Source organism: Thalassospira tepidiphila MCCC 1A03514, from assembly GCF_001662875.1.
GTDB classification, from domain to species: domain Bacteria; phylum Pseudomonadota; class Alphaproteobacteria; order Rhodospirillales; family Thalassospiraceae; genus Thalassospira; species Thalassospira tepidiphila.
Genome location: NZ_JPVZ01000013.1, coordinates 21187 through 38059 on the forward strand (window position 1 = coordinate 21187; position 16873 = coordinate 38059).

General features: G+C 54.0%; 16 protein-coding genes. 5 read left to right on the forward strand and 11 right to left on the reverse strand.

The genetic code is table 11. From position 1 onward, the window contains the following. Positions 1-15: 15 nt before the first annotated feature. Complete coding sequence (locus TH4_RS19175) at positions 16-1671, reverse strand: sensor domain-containing diguanylate cyclase (RefSeq protein WP_209272276.1); 1656 nt, start codon at positions 1669-1671, stop codon at positions 16-18. 181 nt (positions 1672-1852) lie between these two features. Next, positions 1853-2185: a hypothetical protein gene (locus TH4_RS19180; protein WP_008890686.1), complete on the reverse strand. Its 333-nt coding sequence runs from the start codon at positions 2183-2185 to the stop codon at positions 1853-1855. Between the two features lie 199 nt (positions 2186-2384). On the opposite strand from TH4_RS19180, the gene TH4_RS19185 reads away from it, so the two are divergent. The 3 genes from TH4_RS19185 (at position 2385) to TH4_RS19195 (ending at position 5195) form a co-directional block, all read left to right on the forward strand. Next, the gene (locus TH4_RS19185) at positions 2385-2789 is read left to right on the forward strand and encodes an OsmC family protein (RefSeq protein ID WP_063088127.1); all 405 of its coding nucleotides are present in this window, start codon (positions 2385-2387) and stop codon (positions 2787-2789) included. 152 nt (positions 2790-2941) lie between these two features. Next, positions 2942-4237 (forward strand): alpha/beta hydrolase, encoded by a 1296-nt coding sequence (locus tag TH4_RS19190; protein WP_064782394.1) that lies wholly within the window; start codon positions 2942-2944, stop codon positions 4235-4237. Positions 4238-4253: 16 nt separating this feature from the next. Then, positions 4254-5195 carry an alpha/beta fold hydrolase gene (locus TH4_RS19195; protein WP_064782395.1) on the forward strand — a complete coding sequence of 314 codons (942 nt, stop codon included), beginning with the start codon at positions 4254-4256 and terminating at the stop codon, positions 5193-5195. 18 nt (positions 5196-5213) lie between these two features. Here TH4_RS19195 and TH4_RS19200 read toward each other — a convergent pair whose 3' ends face one another. From TH4_RS19200 to TH4_RS19215, 4 genes are all read right to left on the reverse strand, one after another. Continuing rightward, positions 5214-6188 (reverse strand): adenosine deaminase, encoded by a 975-nt coding sequence (locus TH4_RS19200; RefSeq protein WP_064782396.1) that lies wholly within the window; start codon positions 6186-6188, stop codon positions 5214-5216. A 66-nt stretch (positions 6189-6254) separates the two neighbouring features. Further along, positions 6255-7583, reverse strand: coding sequence for a tetratricopeptide repeat-containing sulfotransferase family protein (locus TH4_RS19205; protein WP_167351241.1), 1329 nt, complete (start codon positions 7581-7583; stop codon positions 6255-6257). A gap of 591 nt (positions 7584-8174) precedes the next feature. Further along, entirely contained in the window at positions 8175-9071 is an 897-nt protein-coding gene (gene yddG / locus TH4_RS19210) for an aromatic amino acid exporter YddG (protein ID WP_064782433.1), read from the reverse strand. Positions 9072-9185: 114 nt separating this feature from the next. Then, the gene (locus TH4_RS19215; protein WP_245228017.1) at positions 9186-9962 is read right to left on the reverse strand and encodes an AraC family transcriptional regulator; all 777 of its coding nucleotides are present in this window, start codon (positions 9960-9962) and stop codon (positions 9186-9188) included. A 250-nt stretch (positions 9963-10212) separates the two neighbouring features. Here TH4_RS19215 and TH4_RS19220 point away from each other — a divergent pair, with 250 nt between their 5' ends. Then, positions 10213-11283, forward strand: coding sequence for an EAL domain-containing protein (locus TH4_RS19220; protein ID WP_064782399.1), 1071 nt, complete (start codon positions 10213-10215; stop codon positions 11281-11283). 15 nt (positions 11284-11298) lie between these two features. On the opposite strand, the gene TH4_RS19225 is transcribed toward TH4_RS19220, so the two are convergent. Next, positions 11299-11925 carry a TetR/AcrR family transcriptional regulator gene (locus TH4_RS19225; protein WP_157097814.1) on the reverse strand — a complete coding sequence of 209 codons (627 nt, stop codon included), beginning with the start codon at positions 11923-11925 and terminating at the stop codon, positions 11299-11301. A gap of 162 nt (positions 11926-12087) precedes the next feature. Between TH4_RS19225 and TH4_RS19230 the strand changes: the two genes are divergently transcribed. Next, positions 12088-12927 (forward strand): NAD(P)H-binding protein, encoded by an 840-nt coding sequence (locus TH4_RS19230; RefSeq protein ID WP_064782400.1) that lies wholly within the window; start codon positions 12088-12090, stop codon positions 12925-12927. Positions 12928-13021: 94 nt separating this feature from the next. On the opposite strand, the gene TH4_RS19235 is transcribed toward TH4_RS19230, so the two are convergent. The 4 genes from TH4_RS19235 to TH4_RS19250 all read right to left on the reverse strand — a co-directional run bounded on the left by TH4_RS19235 (position 13022) and on the right by TH4_RS19250 (position 16594). Next, a complete protein-coding gene (locus TH4_RS19235; RefSeq protein ID WP_008890675.1) occupies positions 13022-13738 on the reverse strand; it encodes a GntR family transcriptional regulator in 717 nt (238 codons plus the stop codon). A 55-nt stretch (positions 13739-13793) separates the two neighbouring features. Then, positions 13794-15074, reverse strand: coding sequence for a TRAP transporter large permease (locus TH4_RS19240; RefSeq protein WP_008890674.1), 1281 nt, complete (start codon positions 15072-15074; stop codon positions 13794-13796). Beyond that, positions 15074-15526, reverse strand: coding sequence for a TRAP transporter small permease (locus TH4_RS19245; RefSeq protein WP_120226337.1), 453 nt, complete (start codon positions 15524-15526; stop codon positions 15074-15076). The genes TH4_RS19240 and TH4_RS19245 overlap by 1 nt, the downstream gene beginning before the upstream one ends. Before the next feature lie 87 nt (positions 15527-15613). Then, positions 15614-16594, reverse strand: coding sequence for a C4-dicarboxylate TRAP transporter substrate-binding protein (locus tag TH4_RS19250; protein ID WP_063088149.1), 981 nt, complete (start codon positions 16592-16594; stop codon positions 15614-15616). Positions 16595-16873 lie beyond the last annotated feature (279 nt).

Below are 16873 nucleotides of genomic sequence, written 5' to 3' on the forward strand. Positions count from 1 at the left end.
ACAATTCCTGCCGGCTCAGTCGTCAGTATGCAGATCGGGTTCCATATCCGGAGCATAGAGGCGATATTGCGCCTTGCCTGCTGCCTTGGCTTCATACATCGCCTTGTCAGCACGGCGGAGTTGCTCGCTCATATCGCAATTTCCGCCATCAAACACAGCCAAGCCGATCGAGGCAGAAATATCGCAATCATGTCCTTCCCAGACAAATGGACGGCTCATTTCGGCAAGAATGGCTTCTGCTGCCTCCGCCATTTCCTTTTCTGCGCCCTTGTTTAAGAACAGCAAGGTAAACTCGTCCCCGCCCAGCCGCGCAACCTCTTCTGCACGGCGGGCGGCACGTTTCAGGCGCTTGCCGGTTTCAACCAGCACCCAGTCCCCCGCAGCGTGACCTTGTGTGTCGTTCAGCCGTTTGAAACCATCAAGATCAAGGATAAAGATCGCGGCGGGCGTATCGGTTCCGCGCAACACGGTTTCACACTGGTCAAGTTTCTGCATGAAGCGCGCACGGTTGGCCAACCCGGTCAGTTCATCATTATTGGCCTTGTTCTGCAATTCGCGCGCGGCGTGCTTTTGCTTGGTGATGTCGCTGGTCCACCAAAGCACGCTTTCCTCGCCCTGGAACGAAAGCGGTTCGATGGATGTTTTAAGCCAGCGCGCCTCGGGCATATCAGATCGGCGCAGCCGGATCTCGACATCCTGAAGTTCGCCCAGCGCATCCATATCCTCGAGCGATTTCTCGCGATAACGTTCGGAAAGAAGTATGGAATCCGTTGCTTTGCTTTCGTCTTCAATTCCGAGCATTTTGGAAAATGTGCTGTTGAAGAATTTGAAAACGCCGCTTTCGCGGTTGGAAATCCCGACCCCGATCGGTGCACTTTCAAGCAAACCTGTCAGACGCTGGGATGCCTCGGCGACCTCGGCCTGCGCCTTTTTAAGGCTGGTCACGTCAATCAATGATCCGATGGTGCCCGCAATCGCGCCACTTGGGCCCCTGAGGGTGGCGGCGGCAAACAGGGCCGTGCATTCCTTGTCATCAATCGCAAAGGTAATCTCGTCACGTACCTGCCCCTCGGCATCGCGTAACGGTGCCTCAAGTTCACCGACGGTTTTGGCAAGTGATTTGGGGGCAAAATCCGCCATTCTCTTGCCAATCGCCGTTTCGACATCCGTACCAAACAGTTCGGCAAAGGCACCGTTGCAGCGGGTCAGAACCCCTTCGCGGTTTTTGAGATAAACCGGGGTTGGCAAAACATCGATCAGGTGCTGAATGAACGTCTTGTGTTCTGACAGTGCCTTGGCAAGTTCCTGGGCCCGTCCGGCATCACGCAGTACCAGCGCGAATGTTCCGGACGGTCCGACATCGCAATGCCAGTTAAACGGCGTTTTGCCCAGACGAAAGGCCGGAAGTTCGGCATGTTTGCCCGAAGAAATCGATGCAAGGGCGTTACGAACTGCGGCCACCGCGTCGCCATCGGTAAATTCACCATTTTTGGCAAGATAGGCCAGAAGCTGTTTGACCTCTGTGCCTTTGCGCAAAACAGATTTTGCATCGCCAAGCTGCTTTTCCGCAGCCGCGTTGACATAGACGACGGTAAGGCCATCCGGATCAAGAAAAATAAGACTGTCGCGTGACAACGCCGCAGTTGCCACAACATCCGCACTGACTGACAAGACACCCGGCGCGCTGCAAAGCAGCGCTCTCCCTTTATTCGTGTTTTATGTGATGTCCCAGATCAGACCTTTTAAGACGGCCTTGTGTATTTATATGCGCAACCCATTGCATATACTGGAGAATAAGTCATTATTTTTTTGAATAGCAGGACATCAAACACGGGTGCAGGTGAGAATATCGTTATTTTTTCGCCGGAAGATCGATGTAACCGCGATCAATGCAGTGTTCGAGTTCCTTGGCCACGGCCAGCATTTCCTGAAAGCTTTCTCTCAGATGCTTGAGCTTTGCCAGCTCGTCCACCGTCGGGTGCTCCTCCGCGCGATCATCGCAAAGATGAAAGGCAAATTTCAGATAATCCGCCCGAAGCCGTGCAACGGTGATCATCAGCGGCACAGCATTTTCAACCGACATGTCCGGAATGGCCGGGCTGATGATTTCGTGATTGATCTCACGCAGGACATGCTCCATGCCCATCATGAAACGGCTTTTGCTGCGCGTCGGATCCTCTGTCATGACTGATACTCCTGCACCATAGGGATCTGAATAATTACACCAGTATCCATCCGGAAAGTAAAAACTCCTATAACAACTTACCACTCATGGTCGCATTTGTGACCACAGCCCGGCCGACTTTCCATGATCTCACCTTGCAGGTGGGCGCAAGGCGGGCTAGAGGTTAAGACAATAATTGTTCACATATGGGAATGCGAAGATGGAAGCGCGTGTAAAGTGGCTTGAAAACCTGACCTTCACCGGAATGAGTGGCACCGGACATGGTGTCGTCATGGATGGCGACAGGGATAACGGATTTGGCCCGAGCCCAATGGAGATGCTTCTGCTTGGTATCGGTGGCTGTTCGTCGATTGACGTTGTTCATATCCTTAAGAAGGGTCGGGAAAACGTTCTTGATGTCGAAACCGACGTTAAGGCCGAGCGTGCAGAAACCGACCCGAAGGTCTTCACCAAAATCCACCTGCACTTCAAGGTAAAGGGTGAAAACCTTAATGAAACCAAGGTCGGTCGCGCTGTCGAGCTTTCGGCAGAAAAATACTGCTCGGCATCCATCATGCTTTCAAAGGCCGCAGAGGTCACGCACAGCTGGGAACTGGTGGAATAATCCGGTTACTCATAGCGGTGATACTGATGAAAAAGCGATCTGTTAACAGATCGCTTTTTTGTTTCTCGCACCATGTGACTTCCCGCGTTAACATCTTCTGACAACAATAGAAAAACCACGTCCAATCCCGGGAACCGAACGGAGCAATCATCATGGGTACGTCCCGCATATTTCAGACTGGTTTGGCATCCCTTGCCCTGCTGGGACTTTTGACGACAGGTGCCTGCGCAAAGTCAACCGACCCGCTTTCGCCATCCGGTGCCGCGATTGCTCCGCCCGCCGAAGGATTGCCGTTTGAAGATTATGTCCGCTCCACACGCCAGCAACTCCGCGACGTCCTTACCGCGACACGATTTGCGCATGCAGAAAAACCGTTTGGCATCCATACCCTTGATCAGGTTGTCGATATGCGTGCGCCTTATGCGCTTGGACCGGTGAGCAACACCTGCACTACCGACGAAACCGACCCTGCGCAGGGAAATGGTGTTGGCTTTTTGATGGTACATGGCCTGACCGACAGCCCTTACTGGTTAAGTGACATCCGTGATGATCTTCGCCAACGCCTTCCCTGTGCGACGTTTCACGGTGTTCTTCTTCCGGGGCATGGCACCGTGCCGGGCGATCTGCTTGATGTCGAATATGAAGACTGGCTTGAAACCGTTCGTTTCGGCATGAACAGCTTTGGGGATGAAATCGATCACATCGTCCCGATGGGATTTTCGACCGGGGCCGCCCTGATTGGGCGGGTCTATAGCGAACAACAGGCCAAGAGCGATCTGATCAAAGCACTGGTTATGCTGTCGCCCGGTCTTGCCGCCAAAAGCGAACAGGCCTGGCTTACCCCCTATGTCCGATATGTCAAAGACTGGGTCGGTGAGGGTGAGAATAACGATCCCGGCAAATATGGTTCGATGGCGATGAACGCGGCAGCGGAGTTTTATCTGCTGACCAAGCCCTTTGGCCAAGGAAAGCTGGCCGATTTCAATGTCCCGGTTTTCGGCGTTGTCAGTTCGGACGATCAGACCATCAATCCCGACCTGATGCGTGACTTCTTCTGCAACAAGGTCACCAGCCCGCAAAAACACCTGATCTGGTATCAGGGCAAAATCAACCCGCCAAGTGGGAGCGCAACCTGCGACGGCATTGAAATTGTCCGCTCGGAAGACGACGAAATGCGGACACTCAACCATGCCCACACCGCAATTACCATGAGCCCCAAGGATCCCATTTATGGCCTTGATGGCGCGGTCCCCGATTGCGGACATTATGACGACGAGACTGCCCGATCAAACTGCCAGTCCGGCACGGATGTCCTGTATGGCGAACGCAATCTTTTTGACGACGCGCCCCCCGGCACAATGCGTCGTGGCACATTCAATCCCGATTTCCCCGGTATGATGGATAAAATGGCCGCCTTCATCGCAAAGGCAATCACCGCGCAGGATTAGGAACTGAAGCCGCCCCATGACTTTTGCGACCGACATTTTCGAAACACGGGACGGGATAAATCTGCGCTTTGGTGTTCAGACGCCCAAAAACGCGCGCCAGCATGTCCTGATCCTGCAGGGGCGCGGGGAATATATTGAACGTTACCAGGAAACGGCGGACGAGCTTGCCGAACGTGGTTTTGGCTGTGTGACCTTTGATTTTCGCGGCCACGGTGGGTCGTCCCGCGAAACGAATGATCCGGTGTTGGGGTATGTCCATGATGTTGCGCAATATATCGCCGATACACGCCATGTTATTGACCATGTCAAAAACGCCCACGGAATTGCCTGCCCGCTTCTGATAACGCACTCGACCGGTGGGCTGGTTGCGATGACGATGATGCTCGATCAACCGGATCTGTGGGAAAGCGTGGTGATGGTCGCGCCATTTTTTGGACTGGGCGGCCCTGACTGGTTGTCATTGGCGGCGCAATTTGTCGCCGACAGTATGTGTCGGTATGGATTTGACAAACAGTACCTGCCTGGTCAACGCAAACTAAGCCCGCTTGCCGGGTTTGAGGCTGAAAACATTCTGACTTCCGATCCGGTCCGCCATGCGCGAAATGTTGCTATCTTGCAAAGCAGCCCGAACCTTGTGGTCGGTGGCGTTTCTGCTGGCTGGCTTGATGCCTGTTTCAAGGCGCAAGCATCCCTGACCACCCGGATTGAACAGATGAAGTCCGGCATATGGTCCCTGCCCCCCATCACCATTGTTCTGGCCGGGAACGATCAGGTTGTTTCCAACCAGACGACGGAAGATCTGTTTGGCAACGTACCGTCGATCACCATTGCGGAGATCCCCGAAGCCCGCCACGAAATTCTTCAGGAACGTGACATTTATCGAAACAGGTTCTGGCAAATTTTTGATGCGCACATCGCGCGCACGCAAAAAAGTGAATCCGGGAGACCTGGGCGGTGATTTGAATGAGTTTTAACCTTAGAGCTTTGCCAGAAGTTTCGCCTTGGTCGCCTCATCAACAAAGGCCGCTTCAATCGCGGTACGGGTCAAACCGCTGAGCTCTTCGGGGCTAAAACCGAACACCTCCTCGGCACGCTGATATTCGGCCGCAAGCGAGGTAAAGAAAAACGGCGGATCGTCCGAGCCAAGGGTCACCTTGACCCCCGCGTCGTAGAATTTGCGCAAGGGGTGGGATGTGTAATCCGGGAACACCGACAGGGCGATATTCGATCCCGGACACACTTCCAGAACGATATCGCGTTTGACCAGTGTTTCGACCAGTTTGGGATCTTCGATTGACCGCACCCCGTGGCCGATCCGTGTCACAGGAAGTTTTTCAATCGCATCCCAGACACTTTGCGGTCCTTCGACCTCACCGGCATGGGTGGTACAGCCAAGACCGGCATCGCGGGCGATCTTGAACGCCGGATAGAAATCTTCCTGCGTGAACATGCTTTCATTGCCGCCCATGCCAAAACCGACAATGTACGGGTGACGACAATCAACCGTTTCACGCGCGACCTTGACCGCCACACCCGGCCCAACGTGGCGCACACAGGTCATGATAATCCGGCCAATGATCCCGGTTTCCTTTTCGGCACGGTCAATACCATCAACGACTGCCTCAAGATGCGCGTCAAATGACAATCCACAACTGGCCGCATGGGTCGGCGAACAGAAAATCTCGACATAAAGCGTGCCGACCTTTGCCTGCTCTACCAGATAGGAACAGGTCAGATCGGAATAATCCTGCTTGGTGCGGATGGCGGCACTCGCCTTGTCAAAACTGTTGAGGAACTCGGGAAAATCACGCCAGATATAACGGTCCTGCGCATCATAGATATGATCGGGCAATGTCAGACCATTGCGCTTGGCAAAGCTGCGGACAAGCGATGGCGTCATCGCCCCTTCAAGATGCAGGTGCAGTTCTGCCTTTGGAATGGTCGTGTACATCGCGGTGCTCCCGGTTTGTCGGCATCATCTTTACCGATACCTTCTAACCCAAACCAACCCGTTTGGTCACGCAGCAACCGCACGGCGCGATGATTTGCGCGCAGCACTCCATTGCTGAACATACGGATCATCGGCCAAGGATGCCAACGGCCCGATAAACGGCTCAAACCGTTGCCATTTCTCGACGGAGTCCTGATTGATCGGGCGACGAACCTGGATCATGCTGGCCGTCGCAGCAACTTTGCCGGCACGATAAAATTCAAGACATCCCGGATGCCAATCCAGTCCGCAATGGGCCAGATAATCCTGTGCAACAGCTTCCGGATCAGAAACCAGGTCTTCGTACGAAAGATCGTACAACTGGCCATTGTGATCCGCTTCAAAACTGGCATTCATCAGTCCGACATAACCGCGGTAGTAATCTGCCAATTCGCCGAGATCATCGGAATACCGCATCGGTATCGAGAACGGTGTCGTGTAGATCGATAGACAGGTCGCAAGTGGATGGCGATGGGTGTGAATGATCGGTGCATCGGGAAAGACGCGCCGGATCATCTCAACACGCAGGAAATTGGCTGGTGTCTTGTTGGTGACAAACCGTTTTTCGGGCGCATAGGCCTTGAGTGCCGCAAGATACTGTTTGCGAATTTTCTTCGCTGCCTTGGCATCGATGCGCGCCAATTGATCAGAAATCTGGCCACGTCCGACCACATCAATCACCGCCTTGGCAAAGTCGCCGATTTCGCCGGCGGCATGCACATCAGGATGGGCGCCAAGAATACGCTCGGTCAGGGTTGTTCCGGATCGCGGCATCCCGACGATGAAGATCGGGCGCGGGCCATCTTCGTTTTCTGAGCTGACATCTTCCAAAACCGGCACCGATCCCGCCATATCACGCAAACGCGCAAGTTCCATGAGTTCGCGCGGCATATCAAACGGCCGCTCCGACCGGTTTGCACTATGCCCCAACCGATATAAATCAAAGGCCTCTTTCATGTTGCCTTTCATTTCCTCGATCTTTGCCCGCGCAAAGGCCGCCTTGTAACGCTCACCTTTTGCTATATCCGCCTTATCAAGCATTGCATCAAGAACACCGCAGGCACCTTCGGGCATGGATTGCGGGCGCATAAAGGAAATGATCAGGTATGGCTGAGCACTGAAGGAAGGATCCAGTTCAATGATTCGATGGCAGGCCGCAACAGCCTTTTCAGCCTCACCCGCCAAGGCATATGAAGATGCCAACAACATTCGAACTGACATGTTTTCGGCGTTGCGTGCGACATACTCTTCAAGCAAATCAAATGCCTGTGCATGCTGTTCCTGATGCAGATAAATGCGTGCGAGCAAAGACTGACTATCTTCAAACTTGGGGTTTTCGGGGGTGATAGCACGCAAAATTTCAATCGCTTCCGACAAGCTTGGCGCTACGCTTAGCCCTGGACTCTTGTAAACCTCTGCTTGGAATAATACGTCGGCCAACACATAGGGCAACAAATCGTTCTGCGGCGCAGCATGAATACGCTTTCTGACTGCGGCTTCCAATGAGCCAAAGTCATTTGTCTGATATGCATATCGAAGAAAATTTTGGGCCACGGGGCCCCAGTACCGATCATCCAGCGAGAGAGAATTAAACAGTTTCTTCAATCGTCTACCAGCGTTCGCAAGATAAGTACCGTGCAACTCGCTGACTGCTGTCATGATTTCGATATCAGTTCTTTTCGGATGCAAACGCAACAGCCGCGCACCGATTTTGGCCGCCCTGTCAAATTGGCCGACTGACATTGCCTGCTTCATTTCGTGCGCAATGTCTTTATTTGACTGCGTCATTCATCTGTCCTTGGATGCGTAATTGTTGTTCTACGCCCCCTCCCCAAGTACAGAGCGACTATAGGTCATTTACAGGATAGTGCACAGCACAAACATTGATGAATTTACGTAAAATCACGTAAACGTGACCAATATGTGACACAGGATTTGGCTATCGACTCACTCAACGGGAAGTTGGTGCTTGTCCTTAGGCGACTTCAAGCTTGCCGAAGCCAGAATGGCGCCGCCAACGATCAAGATGCAGCCGGCGATAATAGCCGGCGTTGCAATCGCCTTGCCGAACGCAATCAACAAGCAGGTGCTGAGCAGCGGCGCACCGTAGGCCAGAACACCGAGGATCTGAATATCACCGTGTTTGGTGCCATGGTCCCAGACGAAGAATGCGGCCCCGACCGGGCCCAGTCCGAGCCCGAGAATAGCAAGCCATTGTCTGGCGTTCGGCGTTACCCAGTCTTCGATCATGCCATGCGTAACAAGGCCGAGAATGGCCGCACCTGCGCAAAACCCGCAGACTGCCCCCACCGGAACATTTCGATAGCGCCGGTTCACGACCGAGTAGCCTGACCACAGCAGGGAACAGACAATTGCCGCGCCATATCCCAGCGCAAATGCCGGATCAAAGGTCAGGGCTTGCCCTTTACCCACCAGAAGAACGGCACCAAACAACCCCAGAACAGCACCCCCGATATGCTGCCATTTCAAGCGTTCACCGGGCAAAAGTGTAGAAAACAAAACAATCAGCAGCGGCCAGAGATAGGCAATCAGACTGGCCTCAACCGCCGGGGCGTTTGCCAGCGCGACAAAATAGAAAAAGTGATAGCCAAAAAGCCCCGCCACACCAAGCGCCCAGGCACCAAGTGGTTGACGCAAGGCGCGAACCACATCACCCCCACGGAACGTGATCCAGAGCGCACTGAAAATGCTGGCAATACCAAAGCACAAACTGACCAATTGAAACGGCGGGATGTCGGCCACTTCGGTCGTGAACAGGGCAAGCATGGCCCAAAGAATTACGGCAACCGAACCGATCAAGGTTGCCTTACGTTTTTCATCCATCGCGCCCATCCCGGTTTGCTGATTTTACAAACCGGAACATGCACCTGTTTGACACCAAGGTCTTTGCCCAAACTCCGGAAGTTCGCGACAAGTACTTGGTGGGAAGTATGGGCCCTAAAAGGCCGTCGGATCGCGGCGGATCGATCTGGGCGCGCAGCCAAACCGGCGGGAAAACGCACGCGAAAAGGCGCTTTGATCGGCAAATCCGACCGCATTTGCCAGATCGGACATCGAAAGGCGAATTTCGGGATCACGCAAAAGCGCCATGGCCATTTGCAGGCGTTGCTCGGTCAGCCAGCGCATCGGGCTTGTCCCGATATATTTCTGAAAGGCACTAAACAGGCTGCTCTCCGATTGGGCGGCAATGGTCGCCATGTCGCTAATCGTGATGTCTTCGCCCAACCGGGCCTCCGCCCATGCCATGGTGCGGAGGAGCCTTGATGGCAGTGCCGCCATGCCAAAGGTATTCCCGCCACAGCTCTGACGGCTACGCAATAAAAGCGCTTTCAGGCAATCGAGCATATCAGTTTGGGATTCTTGATCGTGTAGCGGTGCGATTGCCTGCAACAGCGCGACCAGCCCCCTCTGATGCCCCAGCCCCACTTCAAGATACGTCGCAGCACTTCCATGGCGATGCCAAAGCGCCTCAAGACCGGTGCGATGGGCCAGATCGGCATCGACATCAAGCACAAGGAACCGGTTAAGTCCCTCGGCACGGTAGGCATGAGTTTTGCCCGCCTCGACAAAGGCCAGTTGGCGACCGCACACTTCACCCCCACGCCCTTCAACCTCCATCTCAAGCTTGCCGAGCTCGGAAATGATGATCTGGTGGAAATCGCCGTGGCTATGGCTTTGTGCTTCGGGGCGGTATTGCCGCATGCTGTACTGCATCGGATCCTCGGTCTCGCAGATTGACGGGCAAACAATATCAGCGCTTTTCGCAATGATAAATCCCTTCGCGCAGCGTCTTGATTGATCGCCTGCGGCAAACATCGCCGTACAGGATAAAGTGCCGTACAAATGTATTGATCGACGCAGGATTTATTGTCACTGCGCACCATATGTTACAGTATGTTAATCAGAAGAATTGCCGATCAGGAAAAGCCAACGGCGCTACTAAGGACCAGACGGGGAGATTGAGGTGACCTATTGTGAAAAATGTGATGCGGTTCCTGAAATCGCACCTGCAAACGGGACACTCTTTCTCTGGCCGCCAGTTGCCCATACCACGGGCAAAATCCTGGCCGGTGCGAAATCAATCGGCATAGAGGTCGAAAAAACACCGTCTGTCGCAACCCTATCCATCCATTACACCCGTCCGGGTCTGCGAGCGCTGATTGATGCCATATCAGGCAATCTCCTTCCCGAAGAACTGTCTGACACCAAGGCATTGATCATGCCCGGCGTTCAGCGCCCCGAAATCGATGACATCGCCCAGATTACAAGCCTTGGCGCGATCCGGGCGGCAATCGGCGCAGAATGGCTGGGCGATCTGTTGCGCGACAACCGGTTGAATTCGGTATTTCAGCCGATTTTTGACATCAATGACCTTGGCAAACCCTATGCCCATGAATGCCTTGTGCGCGGCGAAAGTGCGACCGGCGATGTAATCAATCCGGGCCAGCTTTTTGATGCGGCCCAGTCCGCGACCCTGCTGTTTCAGCTTGATCGCGCAGCACGTGCGGCCAATGTCCGCAATGCCCACAAGGCTGGCGTGAAAGGCAACCTGTTTATCAATTTCACGCCGAGCTCGATCTATGATCCGGATTCTTGCCTGCGTTCGACCATCGAAGTCGTCGAGGAGTGCAATCTTGATCGCAGCAATGTTGTGTTCGAGGTGATTGAAACCGAAAAGGTCCGCAGCACGGCACATCTGAGCGCCATCCTTCAGTCCTATCGTGATTCGGGTTTCCGGGTTGCGCTTGATGATGTTGGATCAGGCTATTCGACGCTGAACATGTTGCCGGAACTGCGTCCCGACATCATCAAGATCGACCGCGAACTGGTGGATCACGTCGATCATGACAAATTCAAACAGGCGATTGTCAGCAAGCTGATCGCGCTGGCCAAGCAGCTTGATATCGAAGTCATCGCCGAAGGCATCGAGCGTGAGGAAGAACTCGATTTCCTGCGTGATCACGATGTTGACTATGTGCAGGGCTTCCTTCTTGGCCGCCCTGCCCCAACACCGTTTGCTGCCAAGGCAGGCTAACCACGCCCGAAACGCCTAAACCCGGGCCATATCAGCCAGTTCACGGCCGACCATCCGCTTGTAACTTGCCACGATCTCTTTGCCCTCACCGCGGGGAACGGCAATGGCAAGGCGCATGGTGGCTTCGCCGGAATACATGATCAGCAAACACCGTGCGGCGATTGTTTTGAAATCACCATCATTGTCGCGCACCCGCAGGATTGCCTTGGCCAGAAGGTCTGCATTTGTCCGGCTCACTTCCATTTCCATGTCGCGCAGCGTCTTGTCGGCTTGCGTTCCGGTCCAGATATCGCAAATCACCGGTTCGGCCAAGAACAGCTCGTAATAGGTGTCAATCAACCGATCAAAGGCGGCGAGTAAGGCATCTGGCGAGTTTATCTCTGCCAGTGCCTCTTCGATGCAATGCAGGGATTCGGCATTATAGCGATCAGCAAGCGCATGAACGATCGATGCCTTATCGGGGAAATACTGATAGAGCGAGCCGATGGAAATTCCCGCCTTTTCCGCGACCTCCCCCATCTTGATGGCATCACTGCCTTGGGCTGAAATCAGCTCGCAGGCGACTTTCAGGATGGTGTCGACCCGTTCACGGCTTCTTTTTTGGGTCGGTGCGCGGCGCATTTTTTTCACGTTATCAGACAACGCGTTAGATCCTTTATCCTCGAAATATCCCGGCATCGAGACCCGGGTTTCACAGGCTTGTGATGGGCCAAAGCTCTTGACGATCAAAATATGAGGATTTATCACATTTGGCAAATGTGAGGATTCCTCACATTTCGAAAAACCCATTCAGGAGCCAATTTGATGCCAACCAATCCCCGCTTTCTTGTTCTGGGCGCGACGGCGAAAACCGGCCGCCGCGTTACCGAAAAGCTCATTGCCCTTGGTCATGATGTGCGCGCTGTTTCACGCAGCACGACACCCGCCTTTGACTGGACCGATCCAACGACATGGGATGATGCCCTGCGTGATCGCGATGCGGTCTATGTGACGTTCCAGCCCGATCTTGCCGTTCCAGGATCAGATGAGATTATCGCAAGCTTTGCCAAGCGCGCGCTGATGCATGGCGCAAAACGCATTGTGATGTTATCTGGCCGCGGTGAAGAAGCCGCCCACCGTGCCGAAGACGCCATGCGCCATTCCGGGGCGGATGCGACGGTGCTGCGTGCCAACTGGTTCTTCCAGAATTTCAACGAAGACCTGTTCCTGCCTTATATCCAGCAAGGTACCCTCGCCCTGCCTGCGGGTGACACGCCCGAACCGTTTGTTGATGCCAATGACATTGCCGAATGCGCGGTTGCCTGCCTGCTTGATAAAGGCCATATCGGCAAGACCTATGAGCTTTCCGGGCCGAGTGCTGTCACCTTTGCCGATGTGACTAAAATGATTTCCAGTGTTGCCAACCACCCGGTCAGTTTCGTGGCCATCACCGTTGATGAATTGGATGCCGGACTTGAAGCAGACGGTATGCCCGACGAAGTCCGTGGCCTGATCCGCTATCTGTTTTCCGAAGTTCTTGATGGCCGCAACAGCCAACCGACCAGCGATGTATATGAAATTCTCGGCCGTCAGCCCAACAGCCTGCGCAACTTCGTCGAAGAAACCGCGAAAACCGGTATCTGGGATGTTGCCAAACGCGCCTGATACAACGCAAACGGCGCGCAGCAATCATGTAGCGCGCCGTTTGGTTTATTTAATGCCTGCTTGCCGGACGGCTACATCTGCCGCCAAGCAAAGATCAGGAAAACAGTGTTTTGTTTTCTTCAATGATCTGGGGCAGACGTTCCATGGTGCCTGAAAGGTGCTTGCGCATCTCCAGGCTCGCCAACGCGCCATCACCGGACTGGACGGCGTCAATAATCGCCTTGTGACCTTCAAGCACCGAGACCATTTTGCCCGCACGTGGCAGATCAAGGGTTCGCACACGCGCCAAATGACCACTGCGTGCGGTGATCTGCAAATGCAGGTTTGACTGGTTTACCCCGTTAAACAAAGCCGCGTGGAAGGTTTCATCAAGCTGTTTGAACAGGTCGATCTGTTCGATATCGCCAACCAGTGCTTCCTGCATTTTGACAATGCCCTTGGCCTTGACGACAGCTGGGGAGTCCTTCGCCTCGGCCAATTGGCGGACGACCTCGCACTCCGCAGCAACCCTGAGGAAATGTTCCTCGCGGATGCGGGCAACATCGATCTTGGTCACCACAGTACGCGACTGCGGATAGGACACCACCAGCCCATCTTGTTCAAGGCGCAAAATGGCTTCTCGTACGGGGGATTGGCTGACATTAAAGCTTTCAGCCAGTTCCGCCCGGACAAGGGTAGTTTCCGGTAGCAGGGACAGAGAAACAATCTGGTTACGGACTTCTTCATAGACCAGCGCAGATGCCGGAACATGCATGCTGGTCTTCACCGATCCGTCATGCATCGAAATCAGTCCGCCCGTCGATGTGTTCATGTTTTTGTGTCTCCCTGGCATTTGCCTACATGCCCCTGTTGGACTGAAATTGTCATTACATCAATGTATTGGGCAACAGCAATGTCAAAGCGGGTATTGCTGCCAGCAGAACGAAGAACAGCGCCATGGCAACAAAGAACGGAATGGATGCACGTGTGTATTCCCCGGTCTTAACCCCCAAAATGCCGCAGACCGTAAACATGATCACGCCGACTGGCGGCGTCAAACCGCCAAAGTTGATCAGGGTGACAATCAGAATACCCATATGCACCGGATCATAACCGGCACTGACCAGAACCGGCATGACGATCGGGGTGACCAGAAGGATGTTGGCCGCACCTTCAAGGAACATGCCACTGACCACCAGCACCCCGACAACAAGGATCAGGATCGCGGTTCTGTTTTCGGTCAATGTGGTGACAAATTCGGTGATCTGTTGCGGCGCGCGTTCAATCGTCATGGCATAGCCAAGCACTGCTGCCATGATGATCAGCAACATCACCATGCCAAGATCAGAGATCGAGCCAAAGATGGCTTCCTTGAGCCGGGCAAAGTTCAGCTCGCGATAGACAAACAACCCGACGGCCAGCGCATAGAACACCAGAAACGCCCCGGCCTCTGTCGCGGTAAAGATACCAAAGCGGAACCCGACGATCAGGATAACCGGAAAGGCCAGTGCCCAGATGCTTTCAAAGAAGCTGGCCGTCAGTTCCTTGGCCTTGGGAAGTTCCGGCAGATCCGGCGTATAGCCGTTTTTGCGCGCAACAAGCCAGGATGTGATCATCAAAACGATGGTCAGGAAAATGCCCGGCAACACACCGGCCAGGAACAGCCGCCCGATGGAAACTTCGTTGACAAAGCCAAACAGGATCAAGCCGATGCTGGGCGGGATGGTTGCGGTAATGATAGAACCAAAGGCCAGAACCGCCGCCGTGTTCGCCTTGGAATAGCCTTTCTTGATCATGCTGGGCCCAAGGAGGCGGGCCTCCATCGAGGCATCGGCAACGGCTGATCCCGAAATACCACCCATCATGAAACTCAGCACAATTGAAACCTGTGCCAGACCACCTGCCATCCAGCCGGTCAGAAGACTTGCAAACTTAACAAGGCGATGGGTGATCCCCGTCACGTTCATCAAATTGCCTGCCAGAATAAAGAACGGCACGGCCAGAAGCGGGAAGCTTTGTGTTGCAGTGACCATTTTCTGGATCACAACCGTCGGCGGCATCGCACCCGTCATGACAAAGACCGGAATGGAGGCAAGGCCAAGTGCAAAGGCAACCGGCATCCCGCAGACGAGGAAGACTGTGAATAAACCTGCAATCAACAACAGCATCAGTTGATCTCCCTGTTGCGAATGCGTCGAATAAGTTGGGCAACCATGGTTCGGATCATCAACAGAATGCCGACAACCATCGAAGCATGAATATAAGAAGCATTAATCTGCGCGGCCCCGACCAGGCGCGGGTGCATCAAAATCATGTTTGTCCACGCATAGTTCAAAAGGAACGCAAGAAATCCGATAATCACCAGAATATTGATGATTTCCACCCATGCGCTTGCCCGTTTGGACAGGATTTCACGCAATATCTGAAGACCGAAATGCCGGTCTTCCTGCATGGCAATGTCGGCAGCCAACATGCAAAGCCAGGCAAAGATCAGTTGCGCCATCTCGACTGACCAGATGATCGGCGATCCCATGGCGCGCGCCACAGAGGCCACCGCCACAAGAATGACCACAGCGACAAGCAATATGCCGCCACAGGCAAACTCAATCCGCTTGAGCATCAATTCAATTTCCATTGTGAAGTTTGAAGTGCGTTGCCCGGTGTAAAAGCAACGCACTTTCGCTAGGCTACCAGAAGACTTGTGGTCTTAGCGACCAAGAACCTTGTTAACAACAGCGGCTTCTGCTTCAAGCTCGAGCATCTGGTAAACCGGTTTGACGGCTTCCTTGAACGGTGCCAGATCAACTTCGCTGACCTCAACGCCACTTGCAGCAACGTCTTCAAGCGCCTTTTCGCCGAGTTCAATGGTCAGGGCCGAGGCATAGCGACCATTTTCCACGGCCAGGTCACGAACGATTTTCTGGTTTTCCGGTGAAATTTCGTCCCAGGCTTCGGCACCGACAACCAGGGCGGTGACAAGCTGGATATGGCCGGTTTTGGTGACGTTCTTGATCACTTCATAAAGCTTGGCGTTCCAGATCGCGGTCGGCTGTGCTTCGGCGGCGTCAATCGTGCCAAGCTGAAGGGCACTGTAGACTTCGCCCCAGGCAATCGGGGTCGGTTCTGCACCCATCGCACGGATGGTTTCAATCCAGACCGGTGCACCGATGGTACGCATACGAACACCCGAAAGGTCGGCCGGGCTTGAAATCGGCTTTTGCGTCAGGGCATGGCGCGCGCCCTGATACCAGTTCGAGGCAATCATCACGAGGCCGGATTTTTCGCGCAGTTCTTCACCCCAGGAAATGTATTCATCCGAAAGGGCGAATTTGTCGGCCTGTTCATAGGTATCAAACAGGAACGGTGCCGACATGATCGCAAGCGACGGCACGAAGCTCGACAAGCGGGCGACATCGGTCACGGTGCCGACAGCAGCGCCCGCACGGGCCTGATCGATCATTTCAGTGGTGTCACCAAGCTGCGAGTTGTGGAAAATCTCGATCTCCACATCGCCGTTGGTTGCCTTTTCCACATCCGTTTTAAACTTTTCAAGTCCCTGTCCCATCGGATCATTCGGGGCCAGAACGGTCCCGATCCGAAGGGTTGTTGCCGCGTTTGCCGGCATGACGGCGGCCAGTGCGCCTGCGACGACTGCACACAGTCCGAGTGATTTCATAGTGAGTTTCATTAGAGACATCCTCCCGATGGATTGGCTTTTACCAAAATTGATATTTTAGTTGCTTTGAAATTCTAGGTATCTCGCCTCTATCTTGTCAACGAATTTCTCAAGCCTGTAACTTTGTTTATTTTCAATAACTTGATTGAAAATCACCCCCTTGCCATCGGGCAACTTGTCAGTGATCGGACAATGATGGCCGCAGACAAACGCGCCTGAATGCACGCCAATTAGACACCCTGCTCAGCGGGCGCGTTCAGAGGACGCGACAGCAAAAAGCCGCCTGATCAG